Here is a 20,762-nt window from a genome sequence, read left to right on the forward strand (position 1 = left end):
GCTCTACGGCGTTCCCGGCGTTCCCGGCGCGGGCTCCCCGGGCGGTCCCGCCGATGGCCCCGCGGATGATGCCTCAGGGCCCTCCGGGAGGCCCTTGCGCAGTTCGCCGATGATGCCGAAGACCGCGGCGCACACCGGGACCGCGAGCAGCATCCCCAGCAGACCCGCCACGCTGGCCCCGGCGGTCAGCGCGATCATGATCATGGCGGGGTGCATCTGCACGGTCCGGCTCTGGATCATCGGCTGCAGGATGTGCCCCTCCAGCACCTGGACGGCGAGGACGATGCCGAGCGCCCAGAGCGCGATCGCGAACCCCCGGTCCGCCAGCGCCACCAGAACCGCGACGGCCCCCGACAGGAAGGCGCCCAGATAGGGGATGTAGGCGCCGACGAAGACCAGGGCGCCGAGCCCCACCGCGCCCGGCACCCGCAGGATCAGCAGGCCGACCGTGATGCAGACCGCGTCGATGAGCGCGATGAAGGTCGTCCCGCGCATGAAGCCCTCGACCGCCTCGAAGGCGCGGCGGCCCATCGCTTCGACCAGGTCACCGGTGCCCCGGGGGGCGATGGAGTGCGCGAGTTTCACGGCCCGGTCCGAGTCGCGCAGGAAGAAGAAGGTCAGCAGGAGGGAGAGCACGGCGGTGGCGATGAACGAGCCGACGAGGCTGATGCCGGAGAGGATCCCGCCCGCGGCGCTCGCGCCGAACTTCTCGACGAGCTTCTTGGCGTTGTCCGCGAGGGCGTCCACGTTCGCCCCGTCCTCCAGCCCGAAGTGGTCGATGACCCACTGTCCGGCGTCCTTGAGCGAGTCGACGATCTGGTCGCCGGTCTCGATGAGCGCCGCCACCACGATGTAACCCGCGCCGCCGCCCACCGCGACGAGCAGGGCGCAGGTGACGCCGGCGGCCAGCGAGCGGTTCACCCCGTGGGCGGTCATCCGCCGGTGGACCGGGCCGAGCAGCGCCGTACCGAGCAGCGCGAGGAGGACCGGCGTGACGGCGGTCTTGAGGACGATGCAGAGGAAGATGGCGACAGCGGCGACACCGGCGACCAGCAGGACGACACCGCACCAGGCGGCCGTACGCCGGGCGACCTCGGGCAGGAGGGGCTTCTGGGTCTGCACCCCCTCAGCCGATCACGCCGCGGGAGCCGTGTCCCGCCCGTGCCGCCGTACGGGTGATGGACCGTCATACGGCGGCAGCGGGACTCACATTCCGTGGACGGCGGGCACCGTGCCGAGGCGGCCGGCCTGGAAGTCCTCGAAGGCCTGCTTCAGTTCGGCCTGGCTGTTCATCACGAACGGCCCGTAGTGCGCCATCGGCTCCCGGATGGGACGGCCGCCGAGCAGCACGACCTCCAGGTCCGGGGTGTTCCCGTCCTGCTGCTCGTCCGCGCGGACGGTCAGCGAGGAGCCGGTGCCGAAGACCGCGGTCTGGCCCATGTGGACGGGACGGCGCTCCTCGCCGACGGTGCCGCGGCCCGCCAGCACGTACGCGAGGCCGTTGAAGTCCTCGCGCCACGGCAGCGTCACCTCGGCGCCGGGGCGCACGGTGGCGTGGATCATCGTGATGGGGGTGTGGGTGATGCCCGGGCCCTCGTGGCCGTCGAGCTCGCCCGCGATCACCCGGAGCAGCGCGCCGCCGTCGGGGGAGGCGAGCAGCTGGACCTGGCCGCCGCGGATGTCCTGGTAGCGCGGGGCCATCATCTTGTCGGCCTTGGGCAGGTTCACCCAGAGCTGGAGGCCGTGGAAGAGGCCGCCCGACGTGACGAGGGACTCCGGCGGCGCCTCGATGTGGAGCAGCCCGGATCCGGCCGTCATCCACTGGGTGTCGCCGTTGCGGATGGTGCCGCCGCCCCCGTTGGAGTCCTGGTGCACGAAGGTGCCGTCGATCAGGTAGGTCACGGTCTCGAAGCCGCGGTGCGGGTGCCAGGGGGTGCCCTTCGGCTCTCCGGCGGCGTACTCCACCTCACCCATCTGGTCCATCATGATGAACGGGTCGAGGTACTTGTAGTTGATCCCCGCGAAGGCGCGGCGGACCGGGAAGCCCTCGCCCTCGAACCCGCTCGGCGCCGTGGTCACGGCGAGCACGGGACGGGCCGCTGCGTCGCCGGCGGCGACGACCTTGGGCAGGGTCAGCGGGTTTTCGACGGTCACTGCGGGCATGGAAGCCACCTCCGGGGATTGTTCTGGAACCAATTTAGTTGAATGGTGAACATCCTGCAAGGCGTCGTCCATTCCCGTGCCGCGTCAGGCAGCACGAAGGGGCCCGTACCGATCGGTACGGGCCCCTTCGTGGAGGTCTGCGGTCAGCCGTACATGCGGCGCATGGCGAAGTCGACCATCTGCTCGACGGCCTTGGCGTCGAAGACCATCCGGTGCTCGCCCTCCATGTCCAGGACGAAGCCGTAGCCGGTGGGCAGCAGGTCGATCACCTCGGCGCCGGTGATCACGAAGTACTTGGACTCCTTGCCCGCGTACAGCCTCAGCTCCTTGAGCGTGGTGAACATCGGGATCACGGGCTGCTGGGTGTTGTGCAGCGCGAGGAAGCCCGGATTGTCACCGCGCGGGCAGTAGACCTTCGACGTCGCGAAGATCTGCTGGAAGTCCTCGGCGGCCAGCGAGCCGGTCGTGAAGGCCCGTACCGCGTCGCCCAGCGAGGGCGGCGAGGGTTCGGGATACAGCGGCTGCTCGCCGTAGCCGCCACCCATCGGCTGCTGTGCGCCCTGATTCTGGTCGTAGCCGTACATGAGGCAAAGAGTAATCGGACACATCTGGCCCTTGAGGGGTTGCGTCTTATTACTGACGGGTAGCATCATCGTAGGGAACAGCTGATACGTCCGTCCGGGCCACCCCTCCACGGGGCGCTGCGCGCCACTGCTATTGATTACGGAGCCTTCCCATGGGGCACTACAAGTCGAATCTCCGCGACATCGAGTTCAACCTCTTCGAGGTCCTCGGGCGCGACAAGCTGTACGGCACCGGACCGTTCGCGGAGATGGACGTCGAGACCGCGAAGAGCATCCTCGACGAGGTCGTCCGCCTCGCGGAGAACGAGCTCGCCGACTCCTACGCCGACGCCGACCGCAACCCGCCGGTCTTCGACCCCGAGACGAACACCGCACCGGTCCCGGACACCTTCAAGAAGTCGTACCAGGCCTTCATGGACTCCGAGTACTGGCGTCTGGGCGTCCCCGAGGAGATCGGCGGCACCACCGCCCCCCGCTCCCTGATCTGGGGCTACGCGGAGCTGCTGCTCGGCGCCAACCCGGCCGTGTGGATGTACTCCTCCGGTCCCGCCTTCGCCGGCATCCTCTTCGAGGAGGGCAACGAGGCGCAGAAGAAGATCGCCGAGATCGCCGTCGAGAAGCAGTGGGGCTCGACGATGGTGCTGACCGAGCCGGACGCCGGCTCCGACGTCGGCGCGGGCCGGACGAAGGCCGTCGAGCAGGAGGACGGCTCCTGGCACATCGAGGGCGTGAAGCGCTTCATCACCTCGGGCGAGCACGACATGTCCGAGAACATCCTCCACTACGTCCTGGCGCGTCCCGAGGGTGCGGGCCCGGGCACCAAGGGCCTCTCGCTCTTCATGGTCCCGAAGTTCCACTTCGACTGGACCACCGGCGAACTGGCCGAGCGCAACGGCGTGTACGCGACCAACGTCGAGCACAAGATGGGCCTCAAGGCGTCCAACACCTGCGAGATGACGTTCGGCGACCGGCACCCCGCCAAGGGCTGGCTCATCGGCGACAAGCACGACGGCATCCGCCAGATGTTCCGCATCATCGAGTTCGCCCGCATGATGGTCGGCACGAAGGCCATCGCCGCCCTCTCCACGGGCTACCTGAACGCGCTGGAGTACGCCAAGGAGCGCGTCCAGGGCACCGACCTGTCGCAGTTCATGGACAAGGCGGCCCCCAAGGTCACCATCACGCACCACCCCGACGTGCGCCGCTCGCTGATGACGCAGAAGGCCTACGCCGAGGGCATGCGCTCCCTCGTGCTGTACACCGCCTCCGTCCAGGACGCGATCCAGGAGAAGGAGGCCGCTGGCGAGGACGCGAAGGCGCTGCACGGTCTCAACGACCTGCTGCTCCCGATCGTGAAGGGCTACGGCTCGGAGAAGTCCTACGAGCAGCTGGCCCAGTCGCTCCAGACCTTCGGCGGCTCCGGGTACCTCCAGGAGTACCCGATCGAGCAGTACATCCGTGACGCCAAGATCGACACGCTGTACGAGGGCACCACGGCCATCCAGGGCCAGGACTTCTTCTTCCGGAAGATCGTCCGCGACCAGGGCGCCTCGCTCAACGCGCTCTCCGAGGAGATCAAGAAGTTCCTCGCGGGCGCCCAGGGCAACGAGGAGCTGGCCGGTTCGCTGGACCACCTCGCGAAGGCGGCCGTGGACCTGGAGGCGATCGTCGGCACGATGATCACCGACCTCACCGCGACCGGCGAGGACGTCAAGAACATCTACAAGGTCGGCCTCAACTCGACCCGTCTGCTGCTGGCCTCCGGCGATGTCGTCGTCGGTTACCTGCTGCTCCGGGGCGCGGCCGTGGCCGCCGAGAAGCTGCCGACCGCCTCCGCGAAGGACGTCGCCTTCTACCAGGGCAAGATCGCCGCCGCGAAGTTCTTCGCCGCGAACATCCTGCCGGGCGTCGGCGCCGAGCGCGCACTCGCCGAGGCCGTGGACAACTCCCTGATGGAGCTGGACGAGGCCGCGTTCTAGGACCTCGCCCTTCTGGACCACCCAGCACCGCCGCCCGGAGACGTTTTCCGGGCGGCGGTGCTGTCGTACGCCCTCTCTATGATCGGACGGACCGACGAGGGGGAGGCCGGCGCATGAGGCGTGCGAGCGAGCGGTGGTACGTACGGGGTGTGGCGGCCGGAGCGGCGGCGCTGGTGCTCGCGGGGTGCGGGGGCGGGGGCGGGGGCGAGGAGGCGGCCGCGAAGGCGCTCGGCAAGGCGGAGGTGGTCTCGGTCCTGCCGGACGCGAAGGCGATGCCGGGCTGGCGGACGCAGCTGGAGCCCGATGCGCAGGAACCGGTGCCGGAGTACCCGCCGGCGTTCTGCCTGACGAAGGACAAGAAGAAGCGGGCGACGGCCTGCGGCGAGATCACGTTCTACGGCGTCGCCGCCTACGTGCGCAAGCCCGACGTCACCTCGCTCAACTACTGGGTGCTCGCCTACAAGGACGAGAAGACCGCCGACGCCGCCTATGACGCGATCGCCGAGTACTACGGCGGGGACCGGGTCGGCGTGGGCGCGGTGCCCGTGAAGATCGGCGAGCCGGGCGCCGAGCGCGAGGCCAACCGCGCCGCGACGGGCACGATGGGCGGCCCGGCCACCATCACCCAGCTCCGGGTCGGCACGACCGTGCTCGGCATCAGCACCGGCACCCAGGGCGAGAAGGCCGTCTCCGACCAGGAGGTGAAGGACCTCGCCGCCATGTTCGCCGAGCGCGCCCAGCAGGCACAGGACGGCGACAAGCCGTCCGCGGGCGTCACCGGAGGATAGCGGCGGCACCCGGGGGGACGACGGTGAATCGTCCCGGCCGGGTCTGGTTACAGTGAAGAACATGAGTTCCTCCCTCCGGTTCGACCGCAGCCACACCGATGACCTGATGGCTTTCCTGATGTCCGCCCCCTCCCCGTACCACGCCGTGGCCAGCGCCGCGGCACGGCTGGAGAAGGCCGGATTCCGGCAGGTCGAGGAGATCGCGGCCTGGGACGGGACCACCGGCGGGAAGTACGTCCTGCGCGGCGGCGCGATCGTGGCCTGGTACGTGCCGGAGGGCGCCGGGGCGCACACCCCGTTCCGGATCGCCGGCGCGCACACCGACTCGCCGAACCTGCGGGTGAAGCCGCTTCCCGACACCGGCGCGTACGGCTGGCGCCAGATCGCCGTGGAGGTCTACGGCGGCACGCTCCTCAACACCTGGCTGGACCGCGACCTCGGGCTCGCCGGACGGATCTCCCTGCGCGACGGCACGCACCGGCTGGTGAACATCGACCGGCCGCTGCTGCGCGTCCCGCAGCTGGCCGTGCACCTGGACCGCTCGGCCAACCCCGACGGGCTCAAGCTCGACCGCCAGAAGCACATGCAGCCGATCTGGGGGCTCGGGGACGTCGAGGAGGGCGACCTCATCCGGTTCGTCGCCGAGGAGGCGGGTGTCGACGCCGAGGACATCACCGGCTGGGACCTGATGCCGCACCCCGTCGAGGCACCGTCCTACCTGGGCCGCGACCGCGAACTGGTCGCCGGTCCGCGCATGGACAACCTCCTCTCGGTGCACGCGGCGACCGCCGCGCTGGCCGCCGTCGCCGGGCAGCCCGACGCCGAGATCCCGTACATCCCGGTGCTGGCCGCCTTCGACCACGAGGAGAACGGCTCGCAGTCCGACACCGGCGCCGACGGACCGCTGCTCGGCACGGTCCTGGAGCGCTCGGTGTTCGCCCGCGGCGGTACGTACGAGGACCGGGCGCGCGCCTTCGCCGGCACCGTCTGCCTCTCCTCGGACACCGGCCACGCGATCCACCCCAACTACGCGGAGCGCCACGACCCGACGCACCACCCGGTCGTCAACGGCGGACCGATCCTCAAGGTCAACGTCAACATGCGGTACGCGACCGACGGCAGCGGCCGGGCCGTGTTCGCGGCGGCGTGCGAGAAGGCGGGCGTGCCGTGGCAGACGTTCGTCTCCAACAACTCGATGCCGTGCGGCACGACGATCGGCCCGATCACCGCGGCCCGGCACGGCATCCAGACCGTCGACATCGGCGTGGCCATCCTGTCCATGCACAGCGCCCGTGAGCTGTGCGGCGCCGACGACCCGTACCACCTGGCGAACGCCCTGGCGTCGTTCCTCGCGGGCTGACCTCAGCCCGGCACCGGCCCGGCGCGCATGGTCGCGGCCGGGCCGGGTACCCGCTGCGTACACGGCCCGGAGCCTCCGGTCCGTCGAGGAGGCGGGATTCATGGGACTCGGAGGATGCTTCATTCTCATCGGCGCGGGGGCGATACTCGCTTTTGCCACCGACTGGGAACTGGACACCGTCAACGTCGACCTGGTCGGTTGGATCATGATGATCGTCGGCATCATCGGAGTCTTCGTCTACGCCAGCGTGATGCGGCGCCGCCGCATGGTCGTACCCCCCACCACCACCGTGGTGTCCGAGGACGAACGCCGGCTGTGACCCCGACGGGCGCGGCCCGGTCACCGGGCCCGCCCCGGGGCCGGTGACCCGCCATCACGGATATTCTGGGCATCTGTCCGTGACCCGGCACCGGGCGCGTCCCACCCGGAAGGGAAGCCGTACGTGGAGTTCCGGTTGCTCGGCACGGTCTGCGTCGACACGCTGACCGGCCCGCTGCCACTGGGCCCCGCCAAGCGGCGCAGCCTGCTCGCCGCCCTTCTGCTCCGCGCCAACACACCGGTGTCCATGGCGCGGCTGACGGACTGTCTGTGGGACGACGCCCCGCCGCTGCACGCCCGCACCGTCATCCAGGGCCATGTGTCCCGGCTGCGCGCGCTGCTCACGGGCGCGGACGCGGACGCGTACGGGGTCGAACTGGCCACGCTCGGCGACGCCTACGTGCTGCGGGCGCCGGAGACCCTGCTGGACTCCCAGCGGTTCGAGGAACTGCTGATGCTGGCCCGGGAGCAGCGCAGCCCGGCCGACACGGTGCTCATGCTGAAGGAGGCCCTGTCCCTGTGGCAGGGCCCCGCGCTCACCGGTACGTACGCCAGCACACCGCTCCAGGCGGCGGCGCACGCGCTGGAGGAGTCCCGGCTGACGACGGTCGAGCAACTGGCGCACGCCTACGCCGTGCTGGGGGAGCACCACCGGGCGGCGGCCGTGCTGCGGGCCGAGGCCGATGCCCAGCCGCTGCGGGAGTCCCTCGCCGCGGCCCTGATGACGGCGCTGTACCGGTCGGGGCGCCAGTCCGAGGCGCTCGACCGGTTCCACCGCACGCGCCGGCTGCTCGCCGACGAGCTGGGCATCGACCCGGGTCGTGAACTGGCCGACGCGTACGCGCAGATCCTGCGCGGCGACCCGGACCCGGCGGCCGCCGGGCAGGGCGCGGGGCCGGAACCGGAACCGGAGTCCCGTCGGACCGCCGGGGTGTCCGGACCCGTCGCGCCGCCCCGCCCCCCGCGCGCCGTGCCGCCGTCGCACCCCGGGGGACCGGCGCACCCCACCGATCTGCTGCCGCGGGCTCCGCGCGGTTTCCACGGGCGCGGCGCCGAACTCACCGCGCTCTCCCGGGCGGCGGCGGGCGAGGCGCCCGTCTGTCTGCTCACCGGGCCGGCCGGCGTCGGCAAGACCGCGCTGGCCCTGCACTGGGCGCGCCGGTCCCCCGCCGCCTTCCCGGACGGGCGGCTCTTCGCGGATCTGCGCGGGTTCGGCGACACCGGTGAGCCGACCACCCTCGAAGTCCTGCGCGAGTTCCTGCTCGCCCTCGGTGTGGCGCCGCGCCGGGTCCCGGAGTCCGTGGCCGGCTCCGCGGCGCTCTTCCGCTCGCTGACCGACCGGCTCAGCCTGCTCGTCGTCCTCGACAACGTCCGTGACTCCGCGCAGGTCCGGCAGCTGCTGCCGGGCGGCGCCGACTGCGTCACGCTGATCACCAGCCGGCACCGGCTGGAGGGGCTCATCGCGTCCGACGCCGCCGTTCCGGTCCCGCTGGACGTGCTCGAACCATTGGACGGGACCGCGCTGCTGGCCGGGGTGCTCGGCGAGGAGCGGGTGCGCGCCGAACCGGTGGCGGCCCGGCGGCTCGCCGAACTCTGCGGCGGACTGCCGCTCGCGCTGCGGGTCACGGCGGCCCGGCTGGCGGGCCGCCCGCAGTGGACGCTCGCCGCGATGGCCGACGAGCTGGCCGACGAGCGGAGCCGGCTGTCGCTGCTCGCCGTGGAGGACACCGGGGTCTCCGCAGCGCTGCGGCTGACCGTGCAGCAGCTTCCGCCGGACGCCCTCCACCACTTCACCCGGCTCGGCCATCATCCGGGCAGCCGCTTCGACCCGTACACGGCCGCCGCCCTCGCCGGCAGCAACCCGGTCGTCGCCGCGGCCGCCCTGGAGCGGCTGGCCGCCGCCCATCTGATCGCCGAGACCGGGCCGGGCCACTGGGAGCTGCACGATCTGGTGCGCCTCTATGCCCGGGGGCTCGACCCCGCCGCCGGGCCCGGCGCGCTCATCGGCGTGCTCGACCACTACATCGCCACCGCGCTGGCCGCCGCGGACACGGCCGAACCGGGCGGCGAGCCCTGCTTCCTGCTGCCGGACGGTTATCACCGGCCCGCCGCCGTGCGGGACTTCACCGACCGGGCCGAGGCGATGGACTGGCTGGCGGCCGAGCGCGAGGACCTGTCGCTGGCCGCGGCCGCTGCCCGCGGCGCGGGTCTCGACGACCGGGCCTGGCGGATCATCCTGCTCCAGTGGCCGCACGTGGTGTGGCGGGCGCGGGACGGCTGGGCCCCGATGCTGGAGCTGGCCCTGGCCGCGGCGGCCGCCCGGAGCGATCCGTACGCCGAGTCCCGGGTGCGTAATCTGCTGGGCTGGGTGCTGTCCGAGGAGGGCAGGATCACCGAGGCCGCGGACCTGCTGGAGCCTTCGCCCGGACTGGCGCGGCGGGCCGGGGACCGGCTGGGCGAGGCGACGGCGTTGATCAACCTGGCCATCGTGCAGGCGGAACAGGGCGGTCTGGACGTGGCGTTGGAGGGCTGCGGGCAGGCGCTGGAGCTGGCGCGGAAGGAGCCCGACGCGCACACGGAGATGCTGGCCCTTCAGCACCTGGCCCGGATGCAGCTGGCCGCGGGGCGCCCGCAGGACGCCCTGGACTCCACCCGCGCCGCCTTCGATCTGGGGCCCGAGCCGGAGGAGGCGGCCCGCCGGGTGCTGCTGACGACGGTCAGCGGTGAGGCCCGGCTCGCCCTGGGCGCGGAGGACGAGGGGGTCCGACTGCTGGACCTGGCGGCGGCGGACGCCGAGCGCGCCGGGTACGACGAGGGCGCGGTGCGGGCCCTGGAGGCGCTGCTGCGGGTGACGGCGGAGCCGGTGTACGTGCGGCGGTACGAGGCAGCGGTCCGGCGGCTGGCCGACGACGGGTGAGCCGGGCGGGCGGGGGCGACGCCCTCCGCCGTACCGCCCGGCTCCTCCTCTCAGCCCTGTTCGTCCATGCCGGCGAGCACCAGGGGCAGTCGTGACGTCCCCTCGGCCGTCACCCGGACGGGGACGCCCCAGTCCTGCTGGTGGACGTGGCAGGCCGGGTACTCGTTCGCCGGGTCGTCGTCGCAGGACGCGGCCATCGCCGAGACGTGCAGGACGCCCTCGGTGACGCCGTCGGCGAGGACCAGTTCGCGGAACAGGTCGGTGCCCGCCCCTTCGCCCCCGGCCAGCAGCCCGGGCGGGGTCGAGGAGACCAGCAGCCGGGTCGAGGGCCCGTAGCGGGTGTCGAGCTTCTGGCCGGCGGGCGCCTGGAAGACGACGTCGAGCCGGAGCGCGCCGGGGGCGATCTCGGTGGCGACGCGCTGGGTGCGGTGGGCCTGGTCCGCGACCCGTACCGCCTCCTCGGGCAGCCGGAGACGCGTCAGCCGGTGCCGGGCGGACTCGACGACCACGAGGTCGCCGTCCACCAGCACGGCGTCGCTCGGCTCGCGCAGGTCCGTGGCCAGCGTGGTGACCTCACCGCTCGCCGGGTCGTAACGGCGCAGGGCGTGGTTGTACGTGTCGCAGACGGCGACGGACCCGTCCGGCAGCGCGGTGACGCCCAGTGGGTGCTGGAGCAGCGCCTGGCCGGCGGCGCCGTCGCGGTGGCCGAAGTCGAAGAGTCCGGTGCCGACGGCGGTGTGCACGGCGCCGTCCCGGTCGACGTAGCGCAGCGCGGACGTCTCGGAGTCGGCGACCCAGAGCCGGTCCTCGGTCGCCGCGAGCCCGGAGGGCTGGGCGAACCACGCCTCCGGGCCGGGACCGTCGACCAGCCCTTCGTTCGTGGTGCCGGCGGCGACGCGCACGGTGCCGCTCTCCAGGTCGTACGTCCACAGCTGGTGCACGCCCGCCATGGCGATCCACAGCCGCCCTTCGAACCAGGCGACGTCCCACGGCGAGGAGAGGTCGGTCTCGCGGCCCGCGCCGCTGGTGGGTGCCCCCTGCCACCACTGGCGCCCGGTTCCGGCGAGGGTCGTCGTCTCGCCGGTCGTGAGGTCGAGCGCGCGGATCGCGTGGTTCACCGTGTCGGCGACGGCGATCCGCCCGTCGGGCAGCAGCGCCAGCCCCTGGGGCTCGCTGAACCTGACGTCGTCGGGCCCGCCGTCCGCGAGCCCGCGCTCGCCCGACCCGAAGTGGCGGCGGACGCTCTCGCCGTCCGCGTCCAGCTCGACCAGACGGTGCCGGGTGGTGTCGGAGACCAGGAAGCCGCCGTCGGCCAGGAGCAGGGCCTTCCCCGGGAACCGCAGATGCGTGGCCACCGGCTCGGGCGCCACATAGGGCCCGTCGCCGCGGCGCAGCGTGCCCTTCGCCGCATGCTCGGTCTCCAGCTCGTCGACGAGCTGCGCGAGGGCGTGGGCGTGGCCCTCGCCGGCGTGCTGGGCGACGACATAGCCCTCGGGGTCCACCACGACGAGGGTCGGCCAGGCGCGGACGGCGTACTGCTTCCAGGTCGCGAGCTCGGGGTCGTCGAGCACCGGGTGGTGCACCCCGTACCGCTCGACGGCGTCGACGACGGCCTGGTGCTCCGCCTCGTGGACGAACTTCGGCGAGTGGACACCGATGATCACCACGGTGTCGCGGTGCTTCTCCTCCAGCTCGCGCAGCTCATCGAGGACGTGCAGACAGTTCACACAGCAGAAGGTCCAAAAGTCCAAGATCACAATGCGCCCCCGCAGGTCAGCGAGGGTGTACTGCTGGTCTCCCGTATTGAGCCAGCCGCCCTTTCCGATCAGTTCGGGGGCCCTGACGCGTGCACGTGTTGCCATGTGAACAGTCAACATCACCGTGGCGTCCACGCATTCCGCGGAGGGCTCGGGGAACCTGTGAGCCATGAGACTTCTCGTACGTGAGCGACTGTTCGGCATCGGTGACGACTACTGGATCGAGGACGCGGACGGCCGCAAGGTCTTCCTCGTCGACGGCAAGGCCATGCGGGTGCGCGACACCTTCGAGCTGAAGGACGCGCAGGGCCGGATCGTCGTCGAGATCAAGCAGAAGCTCCTCAGCCTGCGCGACACGATGCTCATCGAGCGGGACGGCGAGCAGCTGGCGAAGGTCAAGCGGAAGCGGCTGTCGCTGCTGCGCAACCACTACCGGGTGACGCTGGTGGACGGGACCGAGCTCGATGTCAGCGGCAAGATCCTGGACCGTGAGTTCGCGGTCGACTACGACGGGGAGCTGCTGGCCCAGATCTCGCGCCGCTGGCTGACCGTCCGGGACACCTACGGGATCGACATCGTGCGCGAGGACGCCGACGCGGGTCTGCTGATCGCGGTGGCGGTGTGCGTGATCGTGCTCGCGGAGAAGGAGCACGAGGGGTGAGTCCCGGCGGTGCCTGTTTCACGTGAAACAGGCACTGGGTCTCCGTACGAAGAGGGCCGGCGCGACAGCCCTCGGCTACACGAGGTCCGTCGGCGCGGCCAGCCCCAGCCGGCGGTCCTTGAGCGCGGGGAACTGCTCCCGGGTGGCCTTGACCTTCGCCGGGTCGAACTCCACGCTCAGCACCTCCTCGTCCGGACCCGCCTGCGCGAGCACCTCGCCCCAGGGGTCGACGACGATGCTGTGCCCCGCCTGCGGGACCCCGGAGTGGGTGCCGGAGCAGCCGACGGCCAGGACGTAGGCCTGGTTCTCGACGGCCCGGGCCTGGGCGAGCAGCGTCCAGTGGGCGCGGCGGCGCTCCGGCCAGCCGGCCGCGACGACCAGGACCTCGGCGCCCGCGTCGACCAGGCCGCGGAACATCTCGGGGAAGCGCAGGTCGTAGCAGGTGGCGAGGCCGAGCGTGGTCTGCGGCAGGGCGACGGTCACCAGCTCATCGCCGGCACCCATCATCACCGCCTCACCCTTGTCGAAACCGAAGCGGTGGATCTTGCGGTACGAGGCCGCCCGCTCGCCCTCGGGCGTGAAGACGAGCGTGGTGTTGTAGAGGGTGCCGTCGGAATCCCGTTCGACGAAGGAGCCCGCGTGCAGCCAGACGCCCGCATCGGCGGCGGCCTTGGCCATCACCTCGTGGGTGGGGCCCCGCAGCGGCTCGGCCTCGTCCTCGAAGGCCTGGTAGGCGAAGGCTCCGACCGGCCAGAGTTCGGGGAGAACCACCAGATCCGCGCCCTGCTGGGCCGCGATCAGTGAAGCCGCGCGTTCCCTACGGGAATTGACGGATTCGTCCGGGTCTACTGCGATCTGGATGAGGGAGGCGCGCACACTACCACCGTCCTGGCATTCGAGCCGTCAACACGGGCCTACGATCGTCACACGAAAGCACTGCCGGGGTGCCTGCTCGCAGCGTAACTTAGCCACCGAACCTCATCGCCGCTCGCCGCCCGCAGCCCGCCGACCGCGCCCAGTTCTCCAGCCCATGCACAGAACCGCACGAGGGGTCCCGTGACCGTCCATCCCAGCCTCCAGACCTACGCCGACGCCTGGACCCACTCCATCGAGTCGATAGCCGAGCTGGTGAGCCCGCTCACCGAGGGGGAGTGGAACGGCCGTACGCCCTGCCCCAACTGGTCGGTGCGCGACATCGTGTCGCACGTCATCGGCATGGAGTGCGAGCAGCTCGGCGATCCGCGCCCCATCCACACCCTTCCGCGCGATCTCTACCACGTGCAGAGCGACATGGCCCGGTACATGGAGATGCAGGTGGACGTGCGGCGCCACCACACCGCACCGGAGATGACCTCCGAGCTGGAGTACACGATCATCCGCCGGTCCCGTCAGCTGCGCAACGAGACGCGTGACCCGGAGACCATGACGCGGGCGCCGCTCGGCGCGGAGCAGACCCTCGAACTGGCGCTGAGGATGCGCGCCTTCGACGTCTGGGTCCATGAGCAGGACCTGCGTACGACGCTGGGGAAGCCCGGCAACCTGGACTCGCCGGGCGCCGCGATCGTCCGGGACACACTGCTCCTGGCACTGCCGAAGGTCGTGGCCAAGGACGCGGGCGCACCGCCCAACTCGGCGGTCGTGCTGGATGTGCACGGTCCGGTGGAGTTCCTGCGCACCGTCAGGGTCGACGCGGAGGGCCGCGGTTCGGTGGACGGCGCACCGTCGCTGGGCCCGGCCGTCACGCTGGCGATGGACTGGGAGACGTACGTCCGGCTCGCCTGCGGGCGGGTGCGGCCGGGCACGGTGGCGGACCGGATCAAGTCCGAGGGCGACCAGGACCTGGCCGCCGCCATCCTGCAGAACTTCGCCATCACCCCGTAGCCGACGCCCGCCCTCGCCACGGCAGCCGGTGCGCCCGCCCCGCAGGGGGGACGGGCGCACCGCCGTTTCCGGCCCTTGATCAGGCGGGGACGTGCACGGCTTCCACCCGGCTGATCACATGGTGCTCGCGCTCCCGGTGCGCGGCCTTCAGCCGCAGCCGCAGGATCTGCACGACGCCGAGCGTCTCCAGGACGAAGACCGAGGAGAACGCGACGCGGTAGTTGTCACCGGTCGCGTCCAGCAGCACGCCGACGGCGAACAGGGTGGTCATCGAGGCGACGAAGCCGCCCATGTTGACGATGCCGGACGCGGTGCCCTGGCGCTGCGGCGGGTTGGCCGGGCGGGCGAAGTCGAAGCCGATCATCGACGCGGGTCCGCAGGCACCGAGCACCAGGCACAGGGTGACCAGCAGCCACATCGGCGCGTGGTCCCCGGGGTGCAGGATCACCGACGCCCACAGCAGCGCCGTCATCGCGACCGTGCCCAGCGCGAGCGGGATGCGGGCCGCGTGATGGCGGGCGATGACCTGCCCGTAGACGAGGCCGACGGCCATGTTGGAGAGCACCACCAGGGTGAGCAGCTCCCCCGCCGTCCCCCGGCTCAGCCCCTGGTCCTCGACCAGGAACGGCATGCCCCACAGCAGCAGGAACACCATGGCCGGGAACTGAGTCGTGAAGTGCACCCACATCCCGAGCCGGGTGCCGGGCTCCCGCCAGGCGGCGGCGATCTGCTTGCGTACGTACGTCGCTCCGGCGTGCTCGGCGGGCGGCGGCGCGAACCCCTCGGGGTGGTCCTTCAGGAAGAGCAGGAGCAGCACCAGGACCAGCACCCCGGCCAGCGAGCTGCCGACGAAGGTCGTGGTCCAGCCGAGGCCGTGCAGCGACCGGGCGATGACCAGCGTCGAGACGAGGTTGCCCGCCATCCCGAAGAGGGCGGCGACCTGCCCGATCAGCGGACCGCGCCGGGCCGGGAACCAGCGCGCCCCCAGCCGCAGCACGCTGATGAACGTCATCGCGTCGCCGCAGCCCAGCAGGGCGCGGGAGGCCAGCGCGGTGCCGTACGAGGGGGAGAGCGCGAAACCGAGCTGCCCGAGGGTGAACAGGACGGCCCCGATGGCCAGCACCCTCTTGGTGCCGAGCCGGTCGACCATCAGGCCGACAGGTATCTGCATGCCCGCGTAGACGAGGAGCTGGAGGATCGAGAAGGTGGAGAGCGCCGAGGCGTTGACGTCGAAGCGCTCGGCCGCGTCGAGCCCGGCGACACCCAGGCTGGTGCGGAAGATGATGGCGACGAAGTAGACGGCGACACCGATGCCCCAGACCCAGGCGGCACGCCGGCCGCCGGGCGGATCACCGGGCAGGGACAGGGTGGGGGCGGCGGCGGAGCTCACCGGTCCTCACCCCGCACCAGCACCTTGACCCGGCTGACGTGACGCCGCACGACCTGCGCGGCACCGTCCGCGTCGCCGGACCTGATGGCCTCCAGCAGCTCACCGTGCTCGGTGATGTTGGCGGCGATCCTGCCCGGGTGGGACTCCATGACGGCGACGCCCATCCGCAGCTGCCGGTCGCGCAGCTGGTCGTAGAGGCGCGACAGGATCTCGTTGCCCGCGTGCCGGACGATCTCGGCGTGGAAACAGCGGTCCTTCACGGAGACGGCGGCCAGGTCACCGGCGTCCGACATCTGCCGCTGCTCCTCCAGGAGCTCCTCCAGCCGGGCGATCAGCTTCGCCGACGCCGGCACCGCCTTGCGCACGGCGAACTCCTCGACCAGCAGCCGGGTCTCCACGACGTCCGCGATCTCCTGGGCGGAGACGGCGAGCACCAGGGCGCCCTTCTTCGGATAGAGCTTGATCAGCCCCTCGACCTCCAGCCGCAGCAGCGCCTCGCGCACCGGTGTGCGGGAGACCCCCACGGCCTCGGCGAGGTCGCCCTCGGTCAGGAGCGTCCCGCCCTCGTAGCGGCGGTCCAGGACCGCGTCCTTGATGTGGGTGTAGACGCGCTCGGCGGCGGGGGGCCGCTTCACGGGAGGACGGACGGGGGACGCGGCGGGGGCAGGCATGCACACAGCATAGATACAACATGCACGCAAGGCGGACCCGTTCCACGATCCGGACGCCACCCCTTTCGCGTGCGGTGAGAGCCCCTCCCGTATGTCGTGAAAAATCACCCGGCCCCGCCACAACCATTCATCGACCCCATACGTCTCACAGATGCGCGGCACCCTCATGTGGCCGCATTCCAGGGGCATTTGGAGCGTTCAACTTGAAACTCGGCATTAAGGGCATAAGGCGCGTATCGGCCACCGCCACCGTAGCCCTCACCGCAGGTGCCGTCATGGCGGGCGGTGCCTTCGCCACCACGGCCCAGGCCGCCACGCCGCCGACTCCGAAGATCGTCGCCAAGGGCGGCTTCGTGATGAACAACGGCACCGGGAAGACCCTGTTCACCAAGGCCGCGGACACCCGTCGCTCCACCGGATCCACCACGAAGATCATGACGGCCCGGGTGGTCCTGGCGCAGAAGGGCCTGAACCTGGATTCCAAGGTCACGGTCCAGAAGGCCTACAGCGACTACATCGTCTCCAAGGGCGCGTCCTCGGCCCGCCTGATCGTGGGCGACAAGGTATCGGTCCGTCAGCTGCTGTACGGCCTGATGCTGCCGTCCGGCTGCGACGCCGCGTACGCGCTGGCCGACAAGTTCGGCTCCGGCTCGACGCGCGCGGCCCGGGTGAAGTCGTTCATCGGCAAGATGAACAGCACGGCCAAGACGCTCGGCCTGAAGAACACCCACTTCGACTCGTTCGACGGCATAGGGAACGGGTCCAACTACTCGACCCCGCGCGACCTGACGAAGCTCGCGAGCAGCGCGATGAAGTACTCCACGTTCCGCACGGTCGTGAAGACGAAGTCGACGAAGCAGAAGGTCACGACGAAGAGCGGCGGCTACCGCTACATGTCGTGGGCCAACACCAACAAGCTGCTGGGCACCTACAGCGGCGCGATCGGTGTGAAGACCGGCTCCGGCCCGACGGCCAAGTACTGCCTGGTCTTCGCGGCGACCCGCAAGGGCAAGACCGTCATCGGTACGGTCCTGACGTCCACGTCGGAGGCGAACCGCACGGCGGACGCGAAGAAGCTCATGGACTACGGCTTCAAGAAGTAACCGCGACACGCAAGAGGGGGCTGGGGCCCGCGGACAGGCCCCTGCCCCCTCTTTGTGTTTCGCCGAAAACCGGTGGTCCGCCGCCGCGTTGCGCCACTACGGTGCTGCCGACCGAGTCCTCCAGGCAAAGGCGTCCCGTTGTACACCGTTTGAGACATCCCACTGCTGATCTGTCGCGCGTCGCGCTCTGTGCGCCGTGCTGCTTCCCGCTGCGGACTTCTCACTGAAACCGGTGTACCCCTGTGCTCAACACCTGGGTTGTCATGCCCACTTGCCTGCCTCTTGTCCTGCGACGGTGCCACTCGTGCGCGTCCGGGAGCTTCCGGGCGAACGGCAAGTTCCGCGTCAACGCCCACCACAAGCTCCTCGACGCGTGGCTCCTCGCGCTCTGCACCACGTGCGGGGAGACCACCAAGCTCACGGTCCTGGAACGGGCGCACGTGCGCTCCATCCGGCCCGAACTGCTGGACCGGATGCACGACAACGATCCGGGCCTGACGGCCGAGCTGCTCCAGGACCCGGTTCTGCGGCGCCGCAACCGCATCGCCCTCGACTGGACCGACGCCTGGCGCCTCGACACGGGCCAACCGGACGCCCCGGACCGCGTAGCACTCGACGTATCGGTCCGCTTCGCGGCCCGGATACCGGTCCGTCCGCTGCGTCTGATCGCGGACGGTTCCGGCCTCTCGCGGGCCGAGACGGAACGCCTGCTCGCCGAGGGGAAACTCGTCTCACCGGTCCGCCTGACCGGACGGATCTCCGGCGACTTCGGCTTCCTGCTGAAGCGGTGAGACGTCGGGGGCCGGGTCATCCCGGGCTCGGCCCCCGGCGTTCCCGGCGCCGGCCGCCGGGCTGCTCGTACGGGCGGGCCCCCGCACGGGGTGTGTCCTCACGGACGCCCTCCGCGGGGCTCCCACCCGCCTCGTGGACCCCCGTTCCCGGGGTATACGCGTCCCATGACCTCATCGTGGAACGAAGCGAAGGGCCGCACCGTCCGGGCCGGGTGCGCGCTGGTTCCGCTGCTGGTGCTGACGGCCTGCGGGCACGACGGCGCGGACCAGGCGCAGCCCGGGGCGGCGCACACCTCGTCCGACGGGGCGTTCCGGACCACCTCCCTCACGCAGGGGAGCCGGCTCGTCATCACCACCCAGGGCGGCGTCCGGGTCGTCGGGACGGACGACGACCACCTGACGGTGGACGAGGCAGTTCTCGCCCATGGGGACGGGGACGGGGGCACGTACAGCCTCGACCTGCCCTGCGACGAGGGCGACGACCGGGCGAAGGCGAACTGCGGCGGCATGCCGCTCGTACGCGTACCGAGCGGCGTCACGCTCACGGTGCGGGCGCGCAACGCCGGCATCGATGTGAGCGATGTGCGGGGCGCGCTGAGCCTGAGCACCGTCAACGGCGACGTCACCGTGCAGGACGCGGGCGCGAAGAACGCCCGCCAGCACCTCGTGACGCGGAACGGGTCCGTCCGCGCGACCGGCCTCCAGGGGGCCGGTATCGAGGCGGAGACGGTCAACGGCGACGTCGATCTGGGGTGCGCCACCTCGCCCGGCACGCTCGACGGCGTGACCCGCAACGGCTCCGTGCACGTGACCCTGCCGTCCGCCGCCCCCGCGTACGCGACCGACGCGCAGACCGTGAACGGCCGCTCGACCACGAACATCCCGTCCGACGCCTCGGACCACACACACCGGCTGAGCCTGCGCACCGTCAACGGCGATACCGAGGCCCGACGCGGTTAGCGCGCATCTGTCCGACCAGGACATCACGGGATTTTCCTTCTGTATTCCGACAACGCGCTGCGTTGGCCTCACGCCCTTCCCCCACCGGAGACTTGAGCGCTCCCAGCACGCCGGGCCCGGTCCTGTACGTAGGACCGGGCCCGGTGAGCACGGCTCCTCAACTGGAGCGGATTCCCAGCGCGACGAACTGGGTGACCGCGTCGTCCGCGAAGTTGTCGTCACTGACCAGGACCAGCGACCGTTCGCCGCCCCGCAGGGCCGGGCCCCACGTCATGCCCTCGGTGTTGTCGACGGTGGACAGGCCCAGGTCGTCGAAGTCCGCGATCAGCTTCTTCCGCATCGGCTGGACCCGGTGGCCGGCGAGCGAGTCGACGTTCCGCACGTCGGTCGCACCCCGGGTGGTGGCGTCGTAGAGCCGGATCTTGTAGCCGGAGCCCGCGACCCAGCTGCGTTCGAGCACGAGATAGCGGCTGGGGTCGTCGGGGAACGCGAGGATCGAGGACACCCCGGTGTCCGGCCCCCACAGGCTGGTCGGGTCCGACGCCGCGAAGATCTTCTCCAGCGGGTAGGCGAACTGCCCGAGCACGTCGCCCCTGCGGCTCTGCTGCGTGACGCGGACCAGGGCGCCGTGTTCCAGGGTCGGCTCCGGCCCGTCCTGGAGCAGCGGGCCCTCGACCGCGCTGGTCAGCACGCGGTCCCCGTCCCCGAACGTGATCGCCTCGACGGCCTTGTTCCGCCTCAGGCCCCGATCGGTCATCGTGTTCTCGTAGTTGGCCGGCAGCGGCAGCTGTCCCCGGTAGGCACCGCGGCGGCCGGCGAACTGGATGGAGGGCTGGATCAGCGGTTCACTCGCCGACTTGGGCCGGTCCCCCTCCTGGGCCCACCAGTACCGGCAGCTGCGCGGGTCCACCCGCACCTCCTCCGGGTCCACCGCCTTGCCGTCCCCCGCGCTCGCCGGCGGGTAGACCGAACCGTCGGGCTGGCGGAACGGGTGTGTGCCGGTGAAGTCGACGGAGTGCACCCCGGCGCCGTCCACCGCGATCTTCGCGGTGTAGAAACGGGCGGGCTGAAGAACAGAGCGGTCGTCGCTGATCGCGACGTACTCACCCGTGCAGGGGTTCCGGTCGAGGCCGGACAGACCGCCGACCGTCGTTCCCTGGAAAGCGAGTTTGTGCGGAACGATCTTCTCGCCCAGCAACCGGGCCTGCGCCCCGATGCGGGACTTCACAACGGATTCCGACCGCGCGGCGGCGCCGTCCGACTGGGCCGCCACAGCGGGGGCCACCGTCGTCACCAGCACCAATGCCGCGAGAGAGGCGCGGCGGAACAAGGAAGATTTCATGTAAGCGATCTTGTCCCGGTGCGCCTACAGCTCGCAGTCACCCATAAGCGTGATGGGGTGACGCAACGGAGTGGCGTGAGGGTTGGGCGGTTACCGG

General features: G+C 71.2%; 18 protein-coding genes. 10 read left to right on the forward strand and 8 right to left on the reverse strand.

Going from position 1 to position 20,762, the window contains the following annotated elements:
• Positions 1-3: 3 nt before the first annotated feature.
• The 3 genes from OG408_RS19240 to OG408_RS19250 all read right to left on the reverse strand — a co-directional run bounded on the left by OG408_RS19240 (position 4) and on the right by OG408_RS19250 (position 2,747).
• On the reverse strand, positions 4-1,122 hold the full coding sequence (locus OG408_RS19240) for an AI-2E family transporter (protein ID WP_326670999.1): 1,119 nt from the start codon (positions 1,120-1,122) through the stop codon (positions 4-6).
• 84 nt (positions 1,123-1,206) lie between these two features.
• A complete protein-coding gene (locus OG408_RS19245) occupies positions 1,207-2,163 on the reverse strand; it encodes a pirin family protein (RefSeq protein ID WP_266780318.1) in 957 nt (318 codons plus the stop codon).
• Positions 2,164-2,306: 143 nt separating this feature from the next.
• The gene (locus OG408_RS19250; protein WP_018522179.1) at positions 2,307-2,747 is read right to left on the reverse strand and encodes an SseB family protein; all 441 of its coding nucleotides are present in this window, start codon (positions 2,745-2,747) and stop codon (positions 2,307-2,309) included.
• 152 nt (positions 2,748-2,899) lie between these two features.
• Between OG408_RS19250 and OG408_RS19255 the strand changes: the two genes are divergently transcribed.
• From OG408_RS19255 to OG408_RS19275, 5 genes are all read left to right on the forward strand, one after another.
• On the forward strand, positions 2,900-4,726 hold the full coding sequence (locus tag OG408_RS19255) for an acyl-CoA dehydrogenase (RefSeq protein ID WP_285569699.1): 1,827 nt from the start codon (positions 2,900-2,902) through the stop codon (positions 4,724-4,726).
• Positions 4,727-4,839: 113 nt separating this feature from the next.
• Positions 4,840-5,514: a hypothetical protein gene (locus OG408_RS19260; protein ID WP_326671003.1), complete on the forward strand. Its 675-nt coding sequence runs from the start codon at positions 4,840-4,842 to the stop codon at positions 5,512-5,514.
• 61 nt (positions 5,515-5,575) lie between these two features.
• Positions 5,576-6,874: a M18 family aminopeptidase gene (locus OG408_RS19265; protein WP_266780321.1), complete on the forward strand. Its 1,299-nt coding sequence runs from the start codon at positions 5,576-5,578 to the stop codon at positions 6,872-6,874.
• A 100-nt stretch (positions 6,875-6,974) separates the two neighbouring features.
• Positions 6,975-7,193: a DUF6458 family protein gene (locus OG408_RS19270; protein ID WP_266780322.1), complete on the forward strand. Its 219-nt coding sequence runs from the start codon at positions 6,975-6,977 to the stop codon at positions 7,191-7,193.
• 123 nt (positions 7,194-7,316) lie between these two features.
• The gene (locus tag OG408_RS19275; RefSeq protein ID WP_326671005.1) at positions 7,317-10,109 is read left to right on the forward strand and encodes an AfsR/SARP family transcriptional regulator; all 2,793 of its coding nucleotides are present in this window, start codon (positions 7,317-7,319) and stop codon (positions 10,107-10,109) included.
• Positions 10,110-10,159: 50 nt separating this feature from the next.
• On the opposite strand, the gene OG408_RS19280 is transcribed toward OG408_RS19275, so the two are convergent.
• Positions 10,160-11,971: an NHL domain-containing thioredoxin family protein gene (locus OG408_RS19280; protein ID WP_326671007.1), complete on the reverse strand. Its 1,812-nt coding sequence runs from the start codon at positions 11,969-11,971 to the stop codon at positions 10,160-10,162.
• Between the two features lie 64 nt (positions 11,972-12,035).
• Between OG408_RS19280 and OG408_RS19285 the strand changes: the two genes are divergently transcribed.
• Positions 12,036-12,527 (forward strand): LURP-one-related/scramblase family protein, encoded by a 492-nt coding sequence (locus OG408_RS19285; RefSeq protein WP_266780324.1) that lies wholly within the window; start codon positions 12,036-12,038, stop codon positions 12,525-12,527.
• Positions 12,528-12,602: 75 nt separating this feature from the next.
• Here OG408_RS19285 and OG408_RS19290 read toward each other — a convergent pair whose 3' ends face one another.
• Positions 12,603-13,403: a carbon-nitrogen family hydrolase gene (locus OG408_RS19290; protein WP_326671009.1), complete on the reverse strand. Its 801-nt coding sequence runs from the start codon at positions 13,401-13,403 to the stop codon at positions 12,603-12,605.
• Between the two features lie 180 nt (positions 13,404-13,583).
• Here OG408_RS19290 and OG408_RS19295 point away from each other — a divergent pair, with 180 nt between their 5' ends.
• Positions 13,584-14,408 (forward strand): maleylpyruvate isomerase family mycothiol-dependent enzyme, encoded by an 825-nt coding sequence (locus tag OG408_RS19295; protein ID WP_326671011.1) that lies wholly within the window; start codon positions 13,584-13,586, stop codon positions 14,406-14,408.
• A 79-nt stretch (positions 14,409-14,487) separates the two neighbouring features.
• On the opposite strand, the gene OG408_RS19300 is transcribed toward OG408_RS19295, so the two are convergent.
• A complete protein-coding gene (locus tag OG408_RS19300) occupies positions 14,488-15,798 on the reverse strand; it encodes an MFS transporter (protein ID WP_285569712.1) in 1,311 nt (436 codons plus the stop codon).
• Positions 15,795-16,469 (reverse strand): GntR family transcriptional regulator, encoded by a 675-nt coding sequence (locus OG408_RS19305; protein WP_266780328.1) that lies wholly within the window; start codon positions 16,467-16,469, stop codon positions 15,795-15,797. Before OG408_RS19305 ends, OG408_RS19300 begins: the two co-directional genes overlap by 4 nt.
• Positions 16,470-16,672: 203 nt before the next feature.
• Between OG408_RS19305 and OG408_RS19310 the strand changes: the two genes are divergently transcribed.
• The 3 genes from OG408_RS19310 (at position 16,673) to OG408_RS19320 (ending at position 19,323) form a co-directional block, all read left to right on the forward strand.
• The gene (locus OG408_RS19310) at positions 16,673-17,572 is read left to right on the forward strand and encodes a D-alanyl-D-alanine carboxypeptidase family protein (RefSeq protein ID WP_266780329.1); all 900 of its coding nucleotides are present in this window, start codon (positions 16,673-16,675) and stop codon (positions 17,570-17,572) included.
• Positions 17,573-17,814: 242 nt separating this feature from the next.
• Complete coding sequence (locus OG408_RS19315; protein ID WP_326671014.1) at positions 17,815-18,363, forward strand: DUF1062 domain-containing protein; 549 nt, start codon at positions 17,815-17,817, stop codon at positions 18,361-18,363.
• A 165-nt stretch (positions 18,364-18,528) separates the two neighbouring features.
• Positions 18,529-19,323, forward strand: coding sequence for a DUF4097 family beta strand repeat-containing protein (locus OG408_RS19320; protein WP_326671016.1), 795 nt, complete (start codon positions 18,529-18,531; stop codon positions 19,321-19,323).
• Between the two features lie 157 nt (positions 19,324-19,480).
• On the opposite strand, the gene OG408_RS19325 is transcribed toward OG408_RS19320, so the two are convergent.
• Positions 19,481-20,665, reverse strand: a complete 1,185-nt coding sequence (locus OG408_RS19325) for an esterase-like activity of phytase family protein (protein ID WP_326671018.1) — start codon at positions 20,663-20,665, stop codon at positions 19,481-19,483.
• Positions 20,666-20,762: the final 97 nt, after the last annotated feature.

It is taken from the genome of Streptomyces sp. NBC_01257, from assembly GCF_035917255.1.
Lineage (GTDB): Bacteria > Actinomycetota > Actinomycetes > Streptomycetales > Streptomycetaceae > Streptomyces.